This is a genomic window from Brevibacterium sp. FME17 (genome assembly GCF_014897515.1).
Taxonomy (GTDB): domain Bacteria; phylum Actinomycetota; class Actinomycetes; order Actinomycetales; family Brevibacteriaceae; genus Brevibacterium.
This window is the reverse complement of record NZ_JABUYD010000001.1, coordinates 170286-193426: the sequence shown is the minus strand read 5'-3', so window position 1 is coordinate 193426 and position 23141 is coordinate 170286. Positions and strand designations below refer to the sequence as shown.

Genomic DNA, 23141 nt, shown 5'->3' with positions numbered 1-23141 from the left:
ATCTGACCGCGTCGATCCTCCGATCGAATACACAAGCGCCCGCAGCCTCATTCGGCTGCGGGCGCTTCGTTGTCTCCGCACAGACAGTAGGTTGTGCCTACACGGCCAGTTGGTCGGTGAACCTGTTCAGGGTCGGTTTCTGCCGTGGCCTGCCCCATCGCCCTCGACCGCGTCGTGGAGCCAAATCGGGGTGTAGGTGCGGAACCGGTTGGCCAGATCGTCGTCGCTGTCGAGCATCACAGCGAAACGATCGTCGGCACTTGAGAGTTCGTTGGCCCAAATGGGTCCCAGGCAGGCGAGAATGGCACATGCCAGGACGACTGCGACTGCCAGGATCGGCGTCATCGAGTACAGCATCCATCCGAACAGAAGACCGAGTACGGCGAAGGCGATTGCAACGGCCATTCCCGCATTGCGGGTTCTCGGGGCGCGGGCCCGGGCCGGCCTGGCGGAGGCAACCGAATCCAAGACATCACGATTGATCCTCGTCCATGCGATGATCGCGCCGAGTGCACACACGATTCCGATCATGATGAGGCTGAACGCGGAGAACAGCAGAACCGTGTCCACTCGAGTCCCCTGCGCCTGCATCGCCGCACCGAGTCCGGCCACGAGCATGGCGAGAGCCAGCACGAGCATGCTCAGCAGTCGCGCCCTGCGCACCGCGATGAGTTCGCTGACAACCTGAGCCAGGAACGCCCGCTGGGCAACATGGTCTGACTTTTCGGTCATCGGACGTAGCCCGCCGCCTTGTCAACCGTGTGTGGGAACGTCTCACCTGCCGTGTACTTCTCGAACAGGTCGACGAATTGCTTGGCCAAACGCATGCGCCACCCATCGGTGTCCCCGCTCATGTGCGGGGTGACGATGACGTTGTCCATCTGCCACAAGGGGTGCTCAGCAGGCAGCGGCTCTTCGTCGAAGACGTCGAGGCCGGCCCCGGAGATTTCGCCGGTTTCGAGTGCATTCACGAGGTCGGAGGTGACGACACCCTCACCTCGGCCGACATTGACGAAGTAAGCGTTCGGATCCATGGCGGCGAACACCTCGGCGTCGATGAGGTTCTTCGTCTTATCCGTCAGCGGTGCAATGTTGATCACCCAGTCCACACCGGACAGATGAGAACTCAGCTGTGCCGAGTCGATGACGGTCCCGAAGTCCGCGTCTCCGCTCCGTGCGTGACTGCCTGCCCCGGTGACGTTGACGTCGAGGGCCCTGAGGACTCTGGCGATCTCCCGGCCGATCGAACCGGTGCCGACGATCATGGCCTGTGATCCGGCAAGATTCTTCGTCGAGCGCCGGTTCCACACGGACTCGCGCTGGTCCGCAAGCGACCCCAGAGAGTTCTTCGCATGGATGAGAATGTAGTTGAGCACGAATTCCGCGATCGGCCGATCGAAGATTCCCCGTGCATTCGTGACCACAACGTCCGAGGCGGAGAGTTCATCGAACAGCAGCGAGTCAACACCTGCTGCGGCCGCGTGGATCCATTTCAGGTTGTCGGCGCGTGCGAATTCGCTGCGCAGCGCCTTTGAGAAGAAATCCCAAAGAAGGAGGACATCGGTGCCGGGCAGCGAGGAGCCCAGATCCTGGGCCTCGACGATCCGAAGCTCGATGCCCTCCCTCCGACCGAGGTCAGTGAGCTGGTCGGGAATCTCTGTCCCGGGGGCGTTGAGTATTGTCAGTACCGTCATGAGTCGACTCCTTCAGCCTAGCCTTCTCAGCCAGACTATCGGATGAGTCGGTGTCAGCAGCGGAAGCATCGTTGAGACTCTCAGACGTTTCTGCCCCGACTGTGACGAGTTCGCGTTTCGCAGGGTCAGCCTTGAGCGTCTGCGCCAGCGGAGTGTTGGGCAGGAAGCACAGGAAGATGAATCCGAGGACCGCCAGAGGCGCGACCCACAGGAACAGCGGCACCAGAGCATCGTTATATGAGGTGATGATGAGGGAGTGCAGCGGCTCGGGCAGATTGGACACGATCTCGGGCGTCAGCCCGGTCGAGGAGACCTTGGGCAGCGGCTGCGAGGGTGCGGCTTTGGCCAGCTCGCCCATCCCGTCCTTGATGTTGTCCATGAGGCGCTGTGTGAACACAGACCCGATGAAGGCCATGCCCAGCGTCGCTCCGACCTGCCGGAAATAGTTGTTCGATGCTGTCGCTGTTCCGACCATAGCAACGGGGAATGCGTTCTGGACGACGAGGACGAGGGTCTGCATACTCAGGCCCAGGCCGAGCCCCAGCAGCGCCAGGCACCCCATCGTCTCCCAGGCCGCGCTGTCGGCCTTGAGCTGCGAGAGCAGAACCAGCGATGCCGCCATGATGAGCACGCCCATCAGCGGGTACTTCTTGTATTTGCCTGTGCGGGAGACGACGAAGCCGATGAGGGTGGAGGAGATGAGCATCGTACCCATCATCGGAACCATCATCAGGCCTGCGACTGTGGCGTCGATACCGTGGACCATCTGGAGATAGGTGGGCATATAGGACAGGACACCGAACATTCCGACACCGATGAAGAGGCCGGCAATGGTGCACAGCAGGAAGTCGCGGTTCTTGAACAGGAACATCGGAATGACCGGCTCACTGACCTTGAGTTCGACGAAGATGAATCCGGCAATGGCGAGGACTCCGACGACGATGAGTCCGTTGATCTGCCATGAGCCCCATTCGTAGTCGTGGCCGCCCCAGGCGGAAACGAGGACTATGCAGGAGGTGACGATCGAGATCAGAGCCATCCCCACAAAGTCGACCTTCGGGCGGTGTCCGCTGGTGTGCTTGGGCACTTTGAGGAAGATCGCGGCAGCGATGAGAGCAATGATGCCAAGGGGGAAGTTGATGGCGAAGGCCCAGCGCCAGCCGGGTCCTTCGGTCAGCCAGCCGCCGATGAGCGGACCGGCAACGGAGGACACGGCGAAGGCGGAACCCATGATGCCCATGTACTTTCCGCGCTCACGAGCCGGGACCACAGAGGCGATGATCGACTGGGAGAGGATCATCATGCCGCCACCTCCGATGCCCTGGAGAACACGACCGAAGATGAGCATCGACATGTCGCCCGCGATTAGCGCGAAGACCGACCCCAGCAGGAAGCAGCAGATCGCGAACATGAAGAGGGGCTTGCGACCGAACAGGTCTCCCACCTTGCCGTAGATAGGCATCATGATCGTCGACGCGAGCATGAACGCTGTGGACACCCACAGCATCTGGTCGACGCCGTCGAGTTCGCCCACGATCGTCGGCAGAGCGGTTGCCAGCACCGTCTGGTTGAGGGAGAACATGAACATGGCGATCATCAGACCCACGAAGAGCAGGATGATCGCAGATGTCTTCATCGGCTCGGTATCGTCGTGGTCTTGCACGGTTTGGGTCATTTCCCCAGTCCTCGGTCCTTGGTTACTTCTCATCACAGCCTTTGTCATAGTCGGTTCAGAACCTTGAGGAAGAGCCCCAGTGATTCTTCGTAGATTTCTTTGGTGCCACCCTTTTCGTCCACGAGCTCAGGCGATCGTTTGAGCCTCTGGCCCGCGTGGTTCAGCGGCACTCTGCATAGTTGGGTGAGCATCCTGGCACTGCGCCAGGCCGATTCCTCCGAGGAGAACTCCTGGCCCAGGAAGCGCAGGCGGGCGAGCACATGCTCTGCCACCAGCTCTTCGAGTGCCTCGGCACGGTCGAACCGTTTGCTGACCAGCTCCGGGTATCGAGCAAACAGCGTTCTCCGCCGCGCGGGCATAGCGGGGTCGACGGACCCCATCAGCAGCGCTTCGCGCACGAATCGGGACGTGTCTGCAGCTAGGTCTTCGATTCCGGTTTCGGAGTGGACGTAGGCATCGACGACGTGTTCATCGATATTGGACTCATCGAGTCCGACGATCGCGTCTTCCTTCGTCGCGTAGTAATTGAAGAAGGTGCGTGTTGACACGCCCACGTCTGCAGCGATGCTCGCGACAGTTGCACACTCGAGACCGTCGGCGAGGACCCTCGTGATCGCAGCCTCATGCAGCGCGTGTCGTGTCAGACGCGCTTTTCTGGAGCGGAGGGATTCGGTTTCGGTCATGAGAATATTTTTGCATCTCATGCAACTTTTCACCAACTGCAAAATTGCAATTGTGCACTATTTCACGTTCTCAGCCGAGAACCGCAGTTCTCACATGAGTGTCTTCAGACGGGCCCTGTGCTGTTCGAGGACCTGCAGCTGCCCCAGAAGCGTCGTCTGCGCAGCGGTGTCCGTGGTGTCCTGTCGCTGCAGACGTGAGTGCAGTTCCTTAGCGATCCGTTCGAGGTCGTAGTCGAAGAGTCGGGCCACGATGCCCCTGGCAAACCCCTCCGCGCTGACACCGTCGGCCACCGGCAAAGGAGTCACCAGCAGCTGTGTGACATAGGGTTTGAGGTCCTCGTCACTGGCGGCGAGGACGGCATCTGCCCACCGAGCGGCGTCGGCCGTTCCAGGCGATGTCGAACCGCCTGCTGATTTCAAACCTCCGGCAGCCTTGATGGCAGCCTGGATTCGGCGATAGCCGGGGTGTTCGAAAGCTCGTGCGGACAGGGAATCGAAGAGCTTGGCATTGACGAACTCTGGATGCTGCAGCGCCACCATCAGGGCGCCCTTCTCCGTTTTGAGGCGAGCGGGGCTGATCGGTGCCGACAGGTTCGATACATCGGGGCGCTCGTCATAGACATATTCGATGGCGGTGTCGTCTCGGCCCGGGACTCCCCCAACTCCGGGCGCCTGCGGCCTGTTCATCTGCGCTGGCTGCCCACCGGCCGGGTTCTGCGGTGCACCGGGCGAAGGCTGCGCTGACCCAGGAGGGGACTGCGAAGGAGCCTGAGGTGGGGCCGGTGGACCTCCGGCCAGAGGCTGACGAGCCTGGCTCGGCTGCGTCTTCTTCGGGCGCTTCCGGGCATCCCTGACGGCGGATTCGACTTCGTCGATGTCGACGCCGATACGACCGGCGACGAAGCGATAGTAGTGGCTGAGGCTGTTGCGATCACGGATATCTGCCAGGACCTCGGCGCTGGCTTTGACTGCAGCGATCCTGCCCTCGACCGAGTCGAGGTCGTAACGCGAGATCGCGGTGGTGATGACGAATTCGAAAAGCGGTTTGCGACCGTCGATGAGTTCGCGCAGAGCACCATCGCCCTTCTGCATCCGCAAGTCGCAGGGGTCGAGTCCACCGGGTTCGACGGCGACGAAGGTCTGGGCAGTGAACTCACTTTCGAATTCGAAGGCTCGCAGGGCCGCTTTCTGTCCGGCTGCGTCTCCGTCGAAGGTGAAGATCACCTGGCCAGTCGGATCGTCGCCGAGCAGGCGCCGCACGATCTTCACGTGTTCGGGCCCGAAGGCCGTTCCACAGGTGGCGACCGCCTGTGTGACTCCTGCGAGATGGGCGGCCATGACATCGGTATAGCCTTCGACGATGACCACGCGTTTGGTCTTCGCAATGTCCTTCTTCGCCAGGTCCAGCCCGTAGAGCACCTGGTTCTTGTGATAGAGAGCAGTCTCCGGAGTATTGAGATACTTCGGCCCCTGGTCGTCGTCGAACAGACGCCTGGCACCGAAGCCGATAGTCCTCGATGTCATGTCTTTGATGGGCCAGACAACCCTGCCGCGGAAACGGTCGTAGATGCCGCGGCCGCCCTCGCTGGCCAAGCCACCGGCGAGGATCTCCTCTTCGCTAAACCCAGCCCGTTTGAGCTGCTTGGTCAGCGAATCCCATGATTTGAGTGCGAAGCCGAGACCGAACTCCTTGCTCGAGCTGAGAGGGAAGCCACGGCCTTCGAGGAACTCCCGACCGATCTGCCCCTGCTCGCCTTCGAGAGACTGGGTGAAGAAGCGCTGCGCGACCTCGTGCATCTCCAGCAGCCGTTGCCGCCGGCTGGCCTGTTCGCGGTCGGGTCCTTTGCCGTCTTCGTAGCGCAGATGCATGCCGATCCTGCCGGCCAGCGACTCGACGGTTTCGACGAAGCTGAGCTGTTCGACCTTCTGCAGGAACGCGAAGACATCGCCGGACTCCCCGCAGCCGAAGCAGTGATACATCCCGACCTGGGGTCGGACGGTGAACGAGGGCGTCTTCTCATCGTGAAAGGGGCACAGGCCCTTGAGCGAGCCGATCCCCGCGGTCTTGAGCGTGACGAACTCACCCACCACCTCGTCGATACGAGTGCGATTGCGAAGCTCGTCGATGTCCTCGCGTCTGATCAGTCCGGCCATGGTCTAGAGACGATCCCCCGCCCCTGCTTTGAGCTGGTGGTACAGGGCCCAGGCGGAATGGTCGGTCAGAGATGCGATCTGGTCGACGACGACACGCAGCCGAGCAGCGTCATCGTTCGCCTCGAAGTAGTCAGCTCTGAACATCGGGTCAAGATTGATCGGTGCTTCGGAATACCACTGGGCCAGCTCGGTGATGACCGCGGACTGGATGTCATGGAGGCGCAGACGATCTTCGGCGACCATCACCGTCAGCGTCGCCATTCCCTTGAGGATCGCGATCTCGACGCCCGTGGGTTCGGGCACGACCAGTGAGGCCGCGTAGCGAGCAAGAGGCTCCCAGCCGAATTCCTCACGAGTTGCTGCTTCCGCTGCACCGACGAACCGACCGATGAGCTGGCTGGTCATGTGTTTGAGGGTTGCTTGGGCACGCCTGGATCCGTCATAAGTCTCCGATGGCCAGTAGGCTGCCGCCTGCAGTCGTGACAGCGCCTTGTCCATCTCCTCGTCACTCGTGGTCGGCAGATACCACTTGCGGGTGATTTCGAAGAGCTCTCCGCGCCGGATCTCGGCAGCGAAATCTCCCAGGTGCAGATGTCCGCCGGCGATCGCGTCTTCGACGTCATGGACGGAGTAGGAGATGTCATCGGCGAGGTCCATCACCTGGGCCTCAAGGCACCGCTTCCCTGTCTCGATGCCGTCACGGTAGAAGTCGAAGACTCCTCTGTCATCGTCATAGACGCCGAATTTTCGTACACCGGAATCGCGTCGACCCACCGATGCCTCACTCCGCGACCAGGGGTATTTGGTCAGCGCGTCGAGGCTGGCTCGGGTCAGGTTGAGCCCGGCTGGGCGCCCGTCATCAGCGATCACCTTCGGTTCGATCCGCGTGACCAGTCGCAGCGTCTGCGCATTGCCTTCGAAGCCGCCAACGTCGATGCACAGTGCGTCGAGGATGGTTTCGCCGTGGTGGCCGAACGGCGGGTGTCCGAGGTCATGGCTCAGGCAGGCGGTGTCGACGATATCGGGGTCGCAGCCGAGGTAGCGGGCGAGTTCGCGTCCGACCTGGGCGACCTCGAGGGAGTGGGTGAGTCGGGTGCGGACGAAATCGTCTGTCCCCGGCGAGACGACCTGGGTCTTCGCGCCGAGTCGGCGCAGGCCTGCGGAGTGCAGCACCCGGGCACGGTCACGCTGAAAAGCCGATCGGCGCGGATTCTTCGCCGGTTCGCTCACCCACCGATCTTCGTCCCACGGCGTGTAGACCGCCACGGTCCCCGAGCGCACCGATGTGCGTGGGTGAGATTCGAATGGCATTGTCATCCTCCCGAGATGTCGAGTTCCGCCTCGGAGAGCAGTGACTTCCCGCTGACATCGAAGATGCGGGAGTCGAGCCACCCTTCGGGCAGATGCGGCTTCTTCGGGCGGGTGGTCCGCCCCCGGGAGCCTTCCGCATCGGTACCAGGATACGGTGCCTCGTGATCGAGCTGAGCCAGCAGCCCCTCGAGTTCCTCCAGCGAGGAGACCATCGCCAGCTGACGACGCAGATCTCCCCCGACCGGATAGCCCTTGAAATACCAGGCAATATGTTTGCGCAGGTCACGAACACCGTAGAACTCGTCCGCATAGTATTCGACCAGGTATTCACCGTGCTTGTAGACCGCACGTGCCACCTCGGCGAGGCCCGGTCGGAAGCGTTCATCACTGCCACCCAGAGCATTGGCGAGGTCGCCGAACAGCCATGGCCGTCCCTGGCATCCACGGCCGATGACGACACCATCGCAACCGGTCCTGGCCATCATTTCCAGGGCATCCTCGGCAGTGAAGATGTCACCGTTGCCCAGCACAGGAACGGTGTCGCCGAGGTGGTCCTTGAGTCGTGCGATCGCGTCCCAGTCTGCCTGGCCCGAGTACAGGTCCGCCGCGGACCGGCCGTGAAGTGCGACCGCTGCGACACCTGCGTTGCGGGCTGTCTCACCGGCATCGAGGAAGGTCTGGTGGTCCTTGTCGATGCCCTTGCGCATCTTCACCGTCAGCGGGATGCCGCCACGGTCTGCTTCGGTCACAGCCGTGGTGACGATGGCCTCGAAGAGGTCCTTCTTCCACGGCAGGGCCGAGCCGCCACCCTTACGAGTGACCTTGGGTACAGGGCAGCCGAAGTTGAGGTCGATGTGGTCGGCGCGGTCCTCTTCAACGATCATCCGCACGGCCTGCCCGATCGTCTCCGGGTCGACGCCGTAGAGCTGAACCGATCGCGGGGTCTCGAAGGGCTCGTGTTGGATGATGCGCATGCTCTTGGGGCTGCGTTCGACCAGGGCTCTGGACGTCACCATCTCCGTCACGTAGAGACCGGCACCGTACTCGCGGCACAGGCGCCGAAAGGCTGTGTTGGTGATTCCCGCCATCGGTGCGAGCACCACTGGCGAGGACAGCTCGATGGGGCCGATGCGCAGAGGCTCGACGGTCACTGGGGATACGGACTCTGGGGCAGGGCTGATGACACTCACCATGCTATTATCCCCGAGTCGTCAAATGATGAGACACCTGCACAGGCAGAAGCCTCAGTCTCACGATCGCGCATAGGTGCCCTCCTTCGGGATCTCGACTCTGTCCTCATCAACTTCCCTGTCCACATCAACCCGAACCGGAGCCAGAAATTCCCGAATGTCCCATTCGACGTCGAGTCGCAGTTCTTGTGCGAGGCGATCATCGTGGGTGATGACGATCATCGCACCACCGAAACCGTCCAAAGCTGTGACCAAAGCCCTCAGCGATGACAGGTCGAGGTTGTTGCCGGGTTCATCGAGGACGAGCAGCTGCGGCGCAGGGTCCTGGAGCAGGCTCTTCGCCAAGGCCACACGGAACCGTTCTCCTCCGGACAAGGTCGAGCAGAGCTGATCGGTCCGACCTGCCCTCAGTCCCATCGCCGCCAAGACCTCATGGACGCGGTGCGGCCCCAGACTATGGTTGTTCTCCCTCACCGCTTCCATGACGGTGAGCGTCGGCGGCAGCCTGTACTGCTGGTCGAGGATGCCGATCGAGACCGGAACCGTGACCGCCAGGTTCGGGAACAGCTCGTCGATCGGAGCACCTGTGTCGTGACGGCCGGCGATTGCTGCCATCATCGTCGATTTCCCAGAGCCGTTGGCGCCGGTCAGTCGGATGCGCTCGGGACCGACCACTGTGCGTGGCTGGGCCAGTGCTCCCCCGGTGATGTCGAGGACTCGTTTGCCGGAATGGATCACAGTCTCCGGCAGATCCAAGCGAATGCTCGAGTCTCTGCGCAGTGCGTCTTTGGCCGTGTTCACCGTCGACCGTGCCTCCGCCTCGTCGGCTGCCTTGTCTCCGCGTCTCTTCGCCGCACTCTTCTGGGCGAAATCCGTCAGTCCATTCATGACTATCTTCGGTCGGCGCTTATTCTCTTTGTCTTTGGCCGCCTTCCGATCGGCCCGGGCCAGCTTCGTTTCGAGTTCAATGCGCTGGCGCTTTTCGATCGCCAGGGACTTCTTGGCGTCGACGAGGTCTGCCAGTTTCGCCTTCCTCTTCGGCCGCGACCATGGCTTCATAGTTGTCGAAGTCACCTCCGTACACCCGCAGCTGGTCGGTCATCTCAACGATCGTCGTCACGCTCGTCAACAGGCCGCGGTCATGGGAGATCACCAAGGTCGGGCCCGTCCTGTCCCGCAGCAGCGTGGCCAAGCGGGCACGCCCCGCCTCGTCGAGGTTGTTGCTTGGTTCGTCCAGGATCAGCCAGCGATCGCCCGCCAACGCAGCCCGGGCCAGACCGATGCGCATGGCCTGGCCTCCCGAAAAGGTGGACAGTCGGCGGTCCAGGGCATCGGCGTCGAGTGTCAAGCCGAGATCGGCCAGAGCACTCAGGGCCCTTTCTTCGATGTCCCAGTCATCCCCGATGACGTCGAAGTCACCTGGCTGTGCTTCACCGGCCAGGGCGGTCGACAGCGCCGACCTGATGTCGGAGATTCCAAGCGCCGTGGCGACGGAGTCCTCGGTGTGCGGCAGCAGCTGATCGATGTAGACGGCACCTTCGGCACCGGTGATATGGCCGGCACTGGGTCTGATCTGACCGGCGATGATCCTGGCGAGGGTGGATTTGCCGATCCCGTTCTCGCCGACCAGCCCGACGATGGCGGCCGGGATTGAGGCGGTCAGTGATGTGAAGATCTCGGTGTCGTCGCCGAGGCGGTATCCGAGATTGGAGATGGATATGGCAGCAGTCATATGTGTCCTCATTTCGTGCACAGAAGTGCGGCGCGGGTCCGTAGCACCCGCTTGATGCGGAAATGAGGAATTACTTCACGAAGTGACTGTCTTTCGCCGGAAATGTGTCAACACAAGGATGCCGGAGGTCGGATGACCGCGTCAAGAGCCATCTGCAGCCGAGGCTTTCTGCAACTGAAGCTACCTGGCCGAGGGGTGCTTCAGACGATGATGAGCATCAGCTCTGCTGGCTCGTCGCCCGGGTTGGACAGCTGATGGGGAACATCGCCCGGTGCCTGGGCACAGTCACCGACTCGCAGTGTGGTTCGGCGATCGATGGTGACGATTTCGATGCTGCCGGCAAGGACGAAGAAGGTCTCCCGTGAGCCGCTGCGGTGAGCTGCGAACGAGGCGGTCTCGCAGTGCGGATCGAGTTTGTAGTGCACGACTTCCATGTTCTCCCGCGGCGCGGGGAGATCCCGTCGCACTGTGCCCCTGCCATAAGCGCTGTGGGAGGGGATGGAGCGGCTGGGGGTGATGATCACCTCCGGCGGAGCGAGGAGTTCTCCCACATCGACGCCGAGGGCTCGGGAGAGGCCCATGGCGTTGGAGACGGAGGTGTCCTGTTCGCCGCGTTCGATCTTCGACAAGGCCGCCCGGGAGATCCCGGCACGGACTGCGAGCTCATTGAGCGTCAAGTCGTTGTATTTGCGGCGGGCTCTGATGCGCGCGCCAAATACTCGAGCCCCGAGGTCCTCTGTGGTCGCCATTGTGACATCATAGTTTATTCTTGAATAATAGAGTCAATTCTACCAAGGTAAACTTCTTCACATGATGGATCTGTTCATATGACTCCGCTGCTGGCGCTTGCCCCCATTATGCTCGCCATCGCCCTGCTCATCCTCAAGCAGAGTTCGTGGATCTCCGCCACGGCCGGGGTGATTGCCGCCGTTCTGGCGGTGATCTTCTTCTTCCCCACGCCGATGTCGGTTCTGCTCGAGTCCGGCGCGGCTTATTTCCCTCTCATCCTTGAGGTCGCCCTTATCCTGCTCTTCGGCATGGTTCTGGCCCGACTGCTCGAAGCCGCAGGCTCAATGGGTGAGATCTCCGCGTGGGTCGAAGCGGCGGCACCCAGTCGCCCTTTGGGTGTGGCTCTCGTCGTCTTCGGACTAGTCCCCTTCGCCGAGTCCGTCACCGGCTTCGGCATCGGTGTGACTATCGGTGTCCCCGTGCTTCGACTCCTTGGCTGCTCGCTGCGGCAATCGGCGATCCTCGGACTCCTGGGGCTCATTGCTGTGCCTTGGGGCGCACTGGGTCCGGGGACGACGGTTGCGGCGGCACTGGCCGGCCTCGATGTCGACGAGCTCGGCGTGGCGACGGCGTGGATCAATGCGATCCCCGTCATCATCGTCGCCGTCTCGGTGATCCTCATCATGCGCCCCGGCCTCGTCTCCTGCCTGGGAATCGCGGCGGCCGCGGCACTCATGTGGGCAGGCATCCTGACCGCGAGCATTGCCATCGGCATGGCCCCGGCAGGCATCATCGGTTCGCTCCTCGTCATCACCGTGATGGGAGGCATCTTCATACTCCGACGTCGCAGCACCGGCTTCACCCGGAGACTGGGGATCGCGGTGCTGCCTTACGCAACACTGACACTCGGCCTGCTGCTGGCCCGCGCACTCTACTCCGCTCTCCCCTCGCTGCTGACCCAGATCCTCGCCTCTCCCCCGGTCTGGCTGGCCGCCGCCTGCCTGATCGCAGCGCTGACGGTGACATCACGGCGCATCGTCACCCGTTCCGCCGTGCGCTCCTGGGCACCCATCGGAGCGGGGACAGCGGCCTTCATGCTGATGGGCTGGATCATGACGACGACCGGCATGAGTGCTGCGATCGGCTCGCTGGTGCCTGCCGGTCTCATTCTGCTCACGCCTTGGCTGACCGCCACCGGAGCCGTGGTCACCGGCTCGAACACCGGCGCCAACTCCATGTTCACCGGCACCATCGACGCGGCCGCCACGGCCTCCCACGTCTCCTCCCTGCCCGTCGTGGCTGCAGGAAACGCAGCGGGCTCGCTCGCCGCCCTCGCAGCTCCTCCCCGTGTCGCAATGTCGGTGCAGATGGCCGACTCCTCCGGCCCCGCCTCGGCGAATGACATCGGCTGGGTCCAAGGCCGGGTACTGGCCGTGGCCGGAGTCAACGCGCTCTGCCTCGGGCTCTGGATCCAGTTCATGGTCTGATATCGCCGAGGCTCGCCCCAGACCCGAACCTCAGGTCAGACCCGAAGCTGCGGTCAGACCCGGATGAGTTCGCGCGGGAACGCGGTGAACGTGTCACAGCCGGTGTCGGTGATGAGTATGGACTCGGACAGTTCGTAGCCGTATCCGTTCATCCACATGCCGCAGATGAGGTGAAAGGTCATTCCCGCTTCGAGGAACTGATCGTCCTCGGTCCTGATCGAAATCGTGCGCTCGCCCCAATCCGGCGGATAGCCGATCCCGATGGAGTAGCCCAGTCGGCTCGGCTTCTCCAGCCCCGCCAGCGCCAGCACTCGATTCCACGTCCGCGCGAGTTCGGCGGTGGGCACCTCGGGCGCGGCTACATCGAGTACGGCAGCCAGCGCCTCGGCGACGACGCCCTCGAGCCGGATGAGCTCCTGCTTCGGCTTTCCCATCACCGCGGTGCGCGCCAAGGGCACATGATAGCGGCGGTGGACACCGGCCAGCTCAATGCTCACAGACTCATCGTCGATGAACTTGCGGTTCGTCCAGCTCAGGTGCGGGGTGTCAGCGCTCTCCCCCGTAGGCAGCAGCGGAACGATGGCCGGGTAGTCTCCCCAAGCATTTCCGCGTCCGCGGGCCTGCGCGGCGGCGATCTCCGCGGCCACCTCGTTCTGCGCAACCCCGATCCCGATGGTTCCCAGTGCGGCATCCATCGACTCCGTGGTCACCTCGGCGGCAGTATGCATCAGCGCCACCTCGGCTGGGGATTTGATCGCCCGGATCCAGTTGACCAGCTCGAAGGAGTCGACGAGGCGCCACTCAGGGACGCCATTGACCAGGGATCGAAATGCCCGCGGCGAGAAGAAGTGGGAGTCCATCTCCACACCGACCGGTGACGAGGACGCCCGGGCGACCTCCCAGCGTTGCCGCAGCGCGAAGGATACCCAGTCGAAGGGGTGAATATGGGGCCGCTGCACGTAGCGTTCGGGATAGCCGACGATGTCCTCGGGCGGCAGCCACGACGTGTGCGTGGCACCCCTGGCGTCCATGTCCCTGAGGAACAGCGTGAGCGGACCCGCGGCCGGCACGAACAGCAGCTGCGGAGTATAGAAGGACCAGGCGTTGTAGCCGGTCAGATAATAGACATTCGCGGGGTCCGTGACGATGAGCGCCGACAGTCCCTGATCGACCATGCGATTGCGCACCGAGGCGATGCGCCCCAGGTATTCATCAGGGCTGAACGACAGGTCGTTCGCGCCGATCGTGTCGACCTCGCCCGGCCGCGGCTGGGGGCGAGCCCTGACTTCCTGCCCTGCCCGGCCCTGTTCGGCACCGGGCCGCATTCCCTGCACATCCGGCCGGTTGTCTTCTCCGGCGTAGAACAGCTCACCCTCATTCATGATTACAGTCTGGTGAGCCGCATCACACCGTGTCAATCACTCCGACACGCGTGTTGCCGAGTGACGCCCACGCGTGTTAACGGGCGGCACTAAGCGTGGAAAAGTGAAATCCTGACGAATCCAGAACCATTATTTTTCAGATTCGACTGAATTCGCATACGAACATGCGCATTCCGACTGATTCAATGGTAGATTGTATTGAGATCCAAATCACGGAGGTGAAGAATGACCCACTTGATGCCGAGCGGAAGCAATCACCGCCTGGGCAATCTCGACGAGAAATCGAAAGCGATCATCGTCGAGCTGCAGCACGACGGACGCAAGTCCTATTCCGCCATCGGAAAGTCCGTCGGACTGTCCGAAGCAGCCGTGCGTCAGAGGGTCTCCAGACTCATCGATTCCGGCGTGATGGAAATCGTCGCCGTAACCGATCCGCTGAGTCTGGGCTTCGCCCGACAGGCCATGGTGGGGGTCAAGGTACGGGGCGATATCTCGAAGGTCTCCGACCGGCTTCACGGATACGACGAGATCGACTATCTCGTCGTGACCGCAGGGTCGTTCGACATCCTGGTCGAGATCGTCTGCGAATCGGATCGCCACCTGATCGAATTCGTCAACCAAGAACTCCGCTCGATCGACGCAGTCGTGGACACGGAGCTCTTCATGTACCTCTCACTCGAAAAGCAAAAATACAATTGGGGGACGCGATGACAGAGAATGTCACCAGAACCGGCACCGGCTATCAGGATGCCATCCGCAACAACATGTGGATGCACATGTCGCCACACCAGGCACTGTTCAACGGCGGTGAAGCACCGATCATCACCCGTGGCGAAGGCCACCACATCTTCGATGACAAGGGCAACAAGTACATCGACGGTCTGGCCGGACTATTCACGGTCCAGGTGGGCCACGGTCGCGAAGAGATCGCAAAGGCGATGTACGATCAGGCACTGAAGCTGCCATTCATGCCACTGTGGTCCTTCGCCCATCCGCAGGCCATCGAGGTCTCTGAGCGCCTGGCCAGCTACGCTCCCGGCGACCTCAACCGAGTCTTCCTCACCTCCGGCGGCGGCGACTCCGTCGAGTCCGCAATGAAGCTGGCGAAGAACTACTTCAAGATCACGGGCAAGCCGGGCAAGCACAAGATCATCTCGCGTGCCACCGCCTACCACGGCACCCCACACGGCGCCCTGTCCGTGACCTCGCTGCCCGATCTGCGCGAACAGTTCGCGCCCCTGGTGCCCGGTGCGATCAAGGTGCCCAATACGAACTTCTACCGTTCGCCGCAGCCCTACGCCCACGATGAGAAAGCCTTCGGCCGCTGGGCAGCGGACCGCATCGCCGAGGCCATCGAGTTCGAGGGCGCCGATTCAGTCGCGGCCGTCTTCCTCGAACCGGTGCAGAACTCCGGCGGCTGCTTCCCGCCGCCACCCGGATACTTCGATCGGGTGCGCGAGATCTGCGACGAGTACGACGTGCTCATGGTCTCCGACGAAACCATCTGCGCCTATGGCCGCATCGGCGACATGTTCGCCTGCAACGACTTCGGATATGTCCCCGACATCATCACGAGCGCCAAGGGCATCACCTCCGGCTATGCACCGTTGGGCGCAATGATCGCCTCGGATCGCCTGTTCGAGCCCTTCGGCCCCGGTGGAGACGAGACCTTCTACCACGGCTACACCTTCGGCGGTCACCCCGTCGCCTGTGCCGCGGCGATGGCGAACTTCGACGTGTTCGAAAAGGAGAAGCTCAACGACCACGTCCATGAAAATGCCGCTGCGTTCAAGTTCACCCTCGAGAAGCTCAAGGATCTGCCGATCGTCGGAGACGTTCGCGGTGAGGGCTTCTTCTACGGCATCGAACTCGTCAAGGACCGTGACACCAAGGAGTCCTTCACCGAGGAGGAGTCCGAACGCATCCTCAAGAACTTCGTGTCCGCGAAGATGTACGAAAACGGCCTGTACTGCCGCGCCGATGACCGTGGAGATCCAGTCATCCAGCTCTCGCCTCCGCTGACCGTGGGCCAGAAGGAGTTCGACGAGATGGAGCAGATCATCCGCGGCGTCCTCTCGGAGGCCTGGACGAAGCTCTGATCCCAGCTGAGACTCGTTCGCACCGGGTCGAGGCGACCCTGGAGCTGTCAGCCGAATCGGCCCCGATGCCTCATAGAGGAGTCGGGGCCGATTCGCGTCCGTCAGAATCTCTCGAATCGTTCTCGCTCCTGTGCCGGAAGCTCGACGGGCGCCCTCGAACGGGCGTTGAGACCACCCCGACTGACGTCGTCGAACCAGCGTCGGCACCGCCCGAACTCATGCCCTCGAATCGGTGACGTCGCCCTATGACGGGCCGGAAGAATTCGCAGCTCGGCCAGGCACTCCTGGCCCTTCAGCAGCTTCACCGCCACTCCGGTCACGTTCAGGACGCAGGCCGGATCTGACAACGAGGACACCCAACCCAGTCGTCAGAGGAATCGCGATGACGAGACCGACCGAGCACACGAGGATACTCACGACATCGACCGACATCTCTCCCAGAGTCAGGGTCTCGAAGAACGACTGGTCATGCGCCGAGACGATGATGAGCGTCAACAGCGCAGACCCCACATAGGCGAATGTGATCGTGTACACGGTCGAGGCAATGTGGTCGCGGCCGATTCGCATGGCTCGGGTGAAGAGCTGCCCGGCCTTCAGATCCGGTGCCACGCTGGCCAGCTCCCACACCGCCGAGGCCTGTGTGATGGTGACGTCGTTGAGCACGCCGAGGCCGGTGACGACAATTGCACAGACGATGAGGTCGGCCATCGACACGTCTGCGGTGTCCGCGAGCAGGAACGCATCCTCGGTGTAGGCAACGCCGAGATTCGCCCAAGAGGTCATCCAGGCACCGAGCACGCCGGTGATGATGATGCCGAGTACAGTTCCGAAGAGAGCTGTAGTCGTCCGCGTAGACACTCCGTGTGCCAGATACAAGGCGATGAGCATGATCGCACTCGCGGCGACCATGGCCACCAGGATCGGCGGCTGACTGTCGAGAATGGCCGGCAGCATGAAGACGATCAGTACGACACCAGCGAAGCCGAGGCCGGCCAGCGCCCGCAGACCGCGAAAGCCCGCGACCAAGAGCACGACGAGCCCGTAGATGATCGCCAGTGCGAGAATCGGAACATTCCTGTCGTAGTCGATGAAGACATAGTCTGAGCCGATCTCCGCGCTGTCCGGGGAATCGGTGAAGTCGAGGACCTTGACCGTGTCTCCGACGCCGATTCCGGACTTGATCGCATCGGGAGTCACATAGAGACTCCCCTCTTGCCCGTCGACTTCGGCCGTGAACGTCATACAGTCCACTGCGAGCGTCGAGTCCTCCTCATCGCCCGACGCACAGTCGGAGGCGTCGACGGCAACGATCTTTGCCTCGGCGTCGGCGACGCCCTCGGCGGAGTTTGTCATCGGGCCGCCGCCCGGCAACTCCTGTTCGGGAGCGTCCGGCCACAGCAGCAGCAGTCCCCCGATCGTGAGGAGGACGAGTGGGACGAGACAAACGGTCATGATCAGACGGACTCTCGGCGAGGCCTTGGGTCCCCGATGGGCTGGCATATGCATGTCGAACCTTCATATGGGTGATGCGAACTCACTGCAGGTGTGTGCACTCGCGATGCGCGGCTCCCAATGCGCGAGGTGCATCACACGCGCCGTTTGCGCTCGAAGGAGCGCTGCCGAACGAGTCAGGTCCGGCCGACCGCCGTTCCGATCGACCGGACCCGCCGTTCAAGGCTCTGCCGACGTGCTCAGGCTCCGCCGAGCGCCTCGGCCAGGTAGTTCTCCACCTGATCGAGGCTCACGCGCTCCTGGCTCATGTCGTCGCGCTTGCGGATCGTCACCGCTTGGTCGTCGAGTGAGTCGAAGTCGAACGTGATGCACAACGGAGTGCCGACCTCGTCCTGACGACGGTAGCGACGTCCGATCGCACCCGCGTCATCGAAGTCGATGTTCCAGCGCTTGCGCAGACGAGCCGCGAGCTCCTTGGCCTGCGGGGACAGCTTCTCGTTGCGGCTCAGCGGCAGGACTGCGGCCTTGACCGGAGCCAGACGCGGATCGAGCTTGAGCACGATGCGCTTGTCGACGCCGCCCTTGGTGTTCGGTGCCTCGTCCTCGGTGTAGGCGTCGATGAGGAAGGCCATCATCGAGCGGGTGAGCCCGAAGGACGGTTCGATGACATAGGGGGTGAAGCGTTCACCGCTGGCCTGGTCAAAGTACTGCAGCTTCGCGCCGGAGGCCTCGGTGTGGGTGCCGAGGTCGTAGTCGGTGCGGTTGGCCACACCCATGAGCTCGCCCCATTCGGAGCCCTGGAAGCCGAAGCGGTACTCGACGTCGATCGTGCCCGACGAGTAGTGTGCCCGGTCATCTTCGGGGACGTCGAGGCGGCGCACGTTGTCCTCGGAGATGCCGAGGTCGAGGAACCAGTTCCAGCAGGCCTCGACCCATTCGCGGTAGTAGTCGTCGGCCTCGTCGGGACGAACGAAGTACTCGAGCTCCATCTGCTCGAACTCACGGGTGCGGAAGATGAAGTTACCGGGAGTGATCTCGTTGCGGAAGGCCTTGCCGATCTGGCCGATGCCGAACGGCGGCTTCTTCCGTGCAGCGGTCACGACGTTGTTGAAGTTGACGAAGATCCCCTGCGCGGTCTCAGGCCGCAGGTAGTTCAGACCCGCTTCTGATTCCACCGGACCCAGGAAGGTCTTGACCAACCCGGAGAACTCCTGCGGCTCGGTCCACTGACCGCGGTTTCCGCAGTCGGGGCAGACGATGTCGGCCATGCCGTTCTCGGGTGCCTTGGAGTGCTTGGCCTCGTAGGCTTCGACGAGGTGGTCCTCACGGTGGCGCTTGTGGCAGCTGAGGCATTCGACGAGCGGATCGACGAAGGTAGCCACGTGGCCCGAGGCTTCCCAGACCCGTTTGGGCAGGATGACCGAGGAGTCGAGTCCGACGACGTCTTCGCGTCCGCGGACGAAGGTCTGCCACCACTGGGCCTTGATGTTGTCCTTGAGCTCAACACCCAACGGCCCGTAGTCCCAGGCCGAACGGGAACCGCCATAGATCTCTCCGGCTTGGAAGACGAATCCTCTGCGTTTGGCCAGGGCGATGACGGCATCCAACTTGGACTGTGCCACGTTTATTCTCCTTGAGGTAGTTCGCCGACGGCCGGCTGCCGTGGCTCGCAGGTACAGCCTATCGGTTCGCCTGCGATCGGTGGCTGTCGACTCCTGGGCGACGGAACTCACACTTAAAGCGGGCCGCAGAGCCACCTCGGCGGGCAAGTGGCATGTAGAGTTGAGGTACACCCAAACCTTTCTCCGTACTGACGGTTTTCAAGTCTGTCCAAGCAAGCCTTGGATCTCATACGGTTTCGGCCCGGATTGCTCACGATGATTGCACAAGCGGCCGCAGGGTAGATCGCCACTACAGTCATCTGCGATCAAGTGTGTGCCGACGTGAGAGAGAAAACTCATGACCGATGTGTCCTCATCCGACGATCCGACAACACCGAAGTTCTCCGAGCTGGGTCTCCACCCGCTCGTCCTCCAGGCGGTCGAGGCTCAGGGTTACGAAACCCCGACCCCGATCCAGGCCGAAACGATTCCCGCACTGGTCGAAGGCCGCGACGTCATCGGACTCGCCCAGACCGGTACCGGCAAGACCGCCGCTTTCGCCCTGCCGGCACTGTCCGACCTCGCCGAGGCGGGTCGCGCCAATGACGGCCCCTTCGCTCTCGTACTGACCCCCACCCGTGAGCTTGCAATCCAGGTCGCCGAGGCGTTCACCTCCTATGCGACGAACCTCGACGACTTCTCCGTCCTCCCGATCTACGGCGGCCAGGCCTACGGCCCGCAGCTGTCCGGGCTCAAGCGCGGCGCTCAGGTCGTCGTGGGAACGCCCGGTCGTGTCATCGACCACCTCAAGAAGGGCTCCCTCAGGCTCGGCAGCCTCCGTCACCTCATCCTCGATGAGGCCGACGAGATGCTCAAGATGGGCTTCGCCGAAGACATCGAAGAGATCTTCAGCCAGTCCGGTGACTCACGTCAGGTGGCTCTGTTCTCCGCCACCATGCCGACGTCGATCCACCGCCTGACCGGCAAGTACCTCAACAACCCCAAAGAGGTGCGGGTCGCGTCGAAGTCGCAGACCGGATCGAACATCCGTCAGCGCTACCACATGGTCCAGCACTCCCATAAGCTCGACGCCCTGACCCGGATCCTCGAGGTCGAGGAGTACGAGGGCATCATCATGTTCGTCCGCACCAAGCAGGCCACGGAGGAGCTCGCGGAGAAGCTGCGTGCACGCGGCTTCAAGGCCTCGGCAATCAACGGCGACATTCCCCAGCAGGCCCGTGAGCGCACGATCGACATGCTGCGCAGCGGCAAGGTCGACATCCTCGTCGCCACCGATGTCGCAGCCCGCGGCCTCGACGTCGAACGCATCACCCTCGTCGTCAACTTCGACATCCCCCATGACACCGAGTCCTACGTCCACCGCATCGGCCGCACCGGCCGTGCAGGACGTTCCGGCGAGGCCATCCTCTTCGTCACCCCGCGTGAACAGCGTCTGCTCGGCTCCATCGAGCGCGCAACGAAGCAGAAGGTCGAACCGCTGTCGATGCCCAGCGTCGAACAGCTGACGAATACTCGTGTGGAGAAGTTCACGAAGCGCATCGACGATGTGCTGGCCACGACCGAACTGACCGAGCTCGCGACCGTCATCGAACAGTACGAGCTCTCCCGCAATGTTCCGGCGACGGACATCGCAGCCGCTCTGGCCTCCATGGTCCTCGAGTCGAACTCTCTCACGGCAGACCCCATGCCTGAGCCGAGCCGCGGCAAGCCAGGACGTGACCGTGACGGCGGCGGACGCGACGGAAAGCCCGGTCGTGAACGCTCGTCTCGTCCGCGTGATGAGAACATGACCACCTACCGTCTGGCCCTTGGCCGCAACGAACGCCTGCAGCCAGGCGCGGTTGTCGGTGCCATCGCCAACGAGGGCGGCCTGACCTCGAAGGAGATCGGCCACATCGATATCCGGTCGAACCACACCCTGGTCGACCTGCCCAAGGATCTCGATTCCTCGGTCATGCGCAAGCTCTCGAACACCGAGATCCAGGGTCGTCCGATCGACATTCGTCCGGATTCGGGACGTCCGTCTCGCCCGTTCAAGAAGCGCAACTTCGACAAACAGCCCGGCGACAGCCGCAACTTCCGCGGCGACCGTCGTGGAGGCCAGAAGAAGTTCAGCAATGACCGCTTCGGCGGCGAACGCTCAGGCGATCGTTACTGAGGTTCTGGGCAGTGCGCAGGTACTGCCCGCTGCTGAAGTTCCGGCGCAGCTGAAGAGCTGAGCAGGGTTCGGCACGAAGCTCATAGAGAAGAGGTCCCGCAACGTTTTCGCTGCGGGACCTCTTCTTGTTGCTTGCAGGTTTCGAGGGTTTGGCTTGCGTTTGGCGCCGAGAGCTCAGGAGCTCGATCGGTCCACGGCACCGCCGAAGCGACGGTCACGACGGGCATACTCTTCGATCGCGGACCAGAGGGTGCGGCGATCGACGTCGGGCCAGAGGACGTCCTGGAAGACCATCTCGGCATAGGCGGACTGCCACAGCAGGAAGTTCGAGGTCCGCTGCTCCCCCGACGACCTGAGGAACAAGTCGACGTCCGGCACCTGCGGGGCGTAGAGACGGGAGCGAACGGTCTTCTCGCTGACCTTTCCAGGTTTGAGCTTCCCGGCGGCCACCTCGGCGGTGATCTGGTTGACCGCGTCGACGATCTCCGATCTGCCTCCGTAGTTGACGCAGAACTGGAGGACCAGGCCAGTGTTGTCCTTGGTCATCTCCGCCGCGGATTCGAGTTCGTCGATGACCGAGCGCCACAGGCGACCACGGCGCCCGGCCCACACGATGCGCACACCGAGCTCATTGAGTTCATCGCGGCGACGGCGGATGACATCACGGTTGAAGCCCATGAGGAAGCGAACCTCATCCGGGGACCGTTTCCAGTTCTCGGTGGAGAATGCGTAGGCGGAGAGATAGTCGACACCCATCTCGATGGCACCGTGGATGACTTCGAGAAGTGAGGCCTCTCCGGCCTTATGGCCTTCGGTGCGCGGCAGTCCACGATCATTGGCCCACCGGCCGTTGCCGTCCATGACCACGGCGACGTGCTTCGGGACGAACTTCGCCTCGATGCCGGGGGGTCGGGCTCCGCTGGGGTGCGGGGGCGGCGCGGGGTAGCTCATCTGGCCTCCAGAACTCTCAGTGATCGGATATTGCGCTCCAAATGCCATGACACCCAGTCGGAGACGAGTTTGGAACCGTCGATCTGGTCGTGAAGGTCCGAGGACTCCGCTCGCTGCCAGTCTCCGGAGAGCAGAGCGGCCATGTGCTCGAGCGCATCGGTGTCTGGCAGAGCCGCGCCGCTGGGTCGGCACGTGGTGCACACGGCTCCGCCCAGGGAGGCTGAGAACGCGCGGTGGGGACCAGGGCTGCCACACTGTGCGCAGTCGAGCAGACTCGGTGCCCAGCCGGCCACGGACATGGCCCGGAGAAGATACGCGTCGAGGGCCAACCTCGGCGGGTGCTCGCCGTTGCACAGGGAGCGGATGGCGGAGACGAGAAGCAGGAAGTGGGTGCGCGACTGGGGTTCTACCTCGGTGATTCGGGCGGCAGTCTCAGCCATCACACTGGCTGCGGAGTAGGCGTCATAATCTGCGCCGATGCCGCGGGCGAAGGGCTCGATGAGTTCGACCTGGGTGACGATGTCGAGGCTGCGGCCGACGTGACACTGCAGGTCTACGAGCATGAAGGGTTCGAGTCGGGAACCGAAACGTGACTTGGTGCGGCGGATGCCCTTCGCAACTGCTCGGATCAGCCCGTGGCTGCGGGTGAGAACAGTGACGATGCGGTCGGCTTCGCCGAGTTTGTGCCCCTGGAGCACGATGCCTTCATCACGATAGTTGTGCACCCGCCCATTATCGCAGAGTGCGGCGGGGAATCATCCCCGCCGCACTCATGCATCAGTTGTGAGATTGCTCCCCGGGCAGGCTGCCTGCCCGGGATGC

Annotated in this window: 19 protein-coding genes; 4 read left to right on the top strand and 15 right to left on the bottom strand. The window is 62.7% G+C overall.

All coding sequences use genetic code 11. The annotated features are described in order from the left end of the window. Positions 1–126 precede the first annotated feature (126 nt). The 10 genes from INT40_RS00800 to INT40_RS00760 all read right to left on the bottom strand — a co-directional run bounded on the left by INT40_RS00800 (position 127) and on the right by INT40_RS00760 (position 11188). Complete coding sequence (locus INT40_RS00800; RefSeq protein WP_193095272.1) at positions 127–732, bottom strand: hypothetical protein; 606 nt, start codon at positions 730–732, stop codon at positions 127–129. Beyond that, on the bottom strand, positions 729–1694 hold the full coding sequence (locus INT40_RS00795) for a D-2-hydroxyacid dehydrogenase (protein ID WP_193095271.1): 966 nt from the start codon (positions 1692–1694) through the stop codon (positions 729–731). The genes INT40_RS00800 and INT40_RS00795 overlap by 4 nt, the downstream gene beginning before the upstream one ends. Then, complete coding sequence (locus INT40_RS00790; RefSeq protein ID WP_193095270.1) at positions 1636–3369, bottom strand: DHA2 family efflux MFS transporter permease subunit; 1734 nt, start codon at positions 3367–3369, stop codon at positions 1636–1638. The genes INT40_RS00795 and INT40_RS00790 overlap by 59 nt, the downstream gene beginning before the upstream one ends. A gap of 44 nt (positions 3370–3413) precedes the next feature. Beyond that, positions 3414–4052 carry a TetR/AcrR family transcriptional regulator gene (locus tag INT40_RS00785; protein ID WP_180958916.1) on the bottom strand — a complete coding sequence of 213 codons (639 nt, stop codon included), beginning with the start codon at positions 4050–4052 and terminating at the stop codon, positions 3414–3416. 90 nt (positions 4053–4142) lie between these two features. Further along, positions 4143–6206 (bottom strand): DNA primase, encoded by a 2064-nt coding sequence (gene dnaG / locus INT40_RS00780; RefSeq protein WP_193095269.1) that lies wholly within the window; start codon positions 6204–6206, stop codon positions 4143–4145. Between the two features lie 3 nt (positions 6207–6209). Next, entirely contained in the window at positions 6210–7517 is a 1308-nt protein-coding gene (locus tag INT40_RS00775; RefSeq protein WP_101570383.1) for a deoxyguanosinetriphosphate triphosphohydrolase, read from the bottom strand. 2 nt (positions 7518–7519) lie between these two features. Beyond that, positions 7520–8710 (bottom strand): tRNA dihydrouridine synthase DusB, encoded by a 1191-nt coding sequence (dusB, locus tag INT40_RS00770; protein WP_193095268.1) that lies wholly within the window; start codon positions 8708–8710, stop codon positions 7520–7522. Between the two features lie 57 nt (positions 8711–8767). Then, positions 8768–9766: an ATP-binding cassette domain-containing protein gene (locus INT40_RS20440; RefSeq protein ID WP_226830488.1), complete on the bottom strand. Its 999-nt coding sequence runs from the start codon at positions 9764–9766 to the stop codon at positions 8768–8770. Then, positions 9672–10439 carry an ATP-binding cassette domain-containing protein gene (locus tag INT40_RS20435; protein ID WP_226830487.1) on the bottom strand — a complete coding sequence of 256 codons (768 nt, stop codon included), beginning with the start codon at positions 10437–10439 and terminating at the stop codon, positions 9672–9674. Before INT40_RS20435 ends, INT40_RS20440 begins: the two co-directional genes overlap by 95 nt. A 200-nt stretch (positions 10440–10639) precedes the next feature. Then, positions 10640–11188: a helix-turn-helix domain-containing protein gene (locus tag INT40_RS00760; protein WP_101570386.1), complete on the bottom strand. Its 549-nt coding sequence runs from the start codon at positions 11186–11188 to the stop codon at positions 10640–10642. A gap of 78 nt (positions 11189–11266) precedes the next feature. On the opposite strand from INT40_RS00760, the gene INT40_RS00755 reads away from it, so the two are divergent. After that, positions 11267–12655: an L-lactate permease gene (locus INT40_RS00755; protein ID WP_193095267.1), complete on the top strand. Its 1389-nt coding sequence runs from the start codon at positions 11267–11269 to the stop codon at positions 12653–12655. 53 nt (positions 12656–12708) lie between these two features. Here INT40_RS00755 and INT40_RS00750 read toward each other — a convergent pair whose 3' ends face one another. Continuing rightward, the gene (locus tag INT40_RS00750) at positions 12709–14037 is read right to left on the bottom strand and encodes a M24 family metallopeptidase (RefSeq protein ID WP_180958917.1); all 1329 of its coding nucleotides are present in this window, start codon (positions 14035–14037) and stop codon (positions 12709–12711) included. Positions 14038–14262: 225 nt separating this feature from the next. Between INT40_RS00750 and INT40_RS00745 the strand changes: the two genes are divergently transcribed. Further along, complete coding sequence (locus INT40_RS00745) at positions 14263–14748, top strand: Lrp/AsnC family transcriptional regulator (protein WP_101570388.1); 486 nt, start codon at positions 14263–14265, stop codon at positions 14746–14748. Then, complete coding sequence (locus INT40_RS00740; RefSeq protein WP_101570389.1) at positions 14745–16136, top strand: aspartate aminotransferase family protein; 1392 nt, start codon at positions 14745–14747, stop codon at positions 16134–16136. Before INT40_RS00745 ends, INT40_RS00740 begins: the two co-directional genes overlap by 4 nt. A gap of 243 nt (positions 16137–16379) precedes the next feature. On the opposite strand, the gene INT40_RS00735 is transcribed toward INT40_RS00740, so the two are convergent. Beyond that, the gene (locus INT40_RS00735; protein ID WP_193095266.1) at positions 16380–17588 is read right to left on the bottom strand and encodes a YibE/F family protein; all 1209 of its coding nucleotides are present in this window, start codon (positions 17586–17588) and stop codon (positions 16380–16382) included. A gap of 239 nt (positions 17589–17827) precedes the next feature. Beyond that, on the bottom strand, positions 17828–19210 hold the full coding sequence (locus tag INT40_RS00730; protein WP_193095265.1) for a glycine--tRNA ligase: 1383 nt from the start codon (positions 19208–19210) through the stop codon (positions 17828–17830). 337 nt (positions 19211–19547) lie between these two features. Here INT40_RS00730 and INT40_RS00725 point away from each other — a divergent pair, with 337 nt between their 5' ends. Beyond that, entirely contained in the window at positions 19548–21368 is a 1821-nt protein-coding gene (locus tag INT40_RS00725) for a DEAD/DEAH box helicase (RefSeq protein ID WP_193095264.1), read from the top strand. Positions 21369–21542: 174 nt separating this feature from the next. Here the strand turns inward: INT40_RS00725 and INT40_RS00720 are convergent, their stop codons facing one another. Both INT40_RS00720 and recO read right to left on the bottom strand, forming a co-directional pair. After that, positions 21543–22319, bottom strand: a complete 777-nt coding sequence (locus INT40_RS00720; protein ID WP_101570393.1) for an isoprenyl transferase — start codon at positions 22317–22319, stop codon at positions 21543–21545. After that, positions 22316–23044 carry a DNA repair protein RecO gene (gene recO, locus INT40_RS00715; RefSeq protein ID WP_101570394.1) on the bottom strand — a complete coding sequence of 243 codons (729 nt, stop codon included), beginning with the start codon at positions 23042–23044 and terminating at the stop codon, positions 22316–22318. The genes INT40_RS00720 and recO overlap by 4 nt, the downstream gene beginning before the upstream one ends. Positions 23045–23141: the final 97 nt, after the last annotated feature.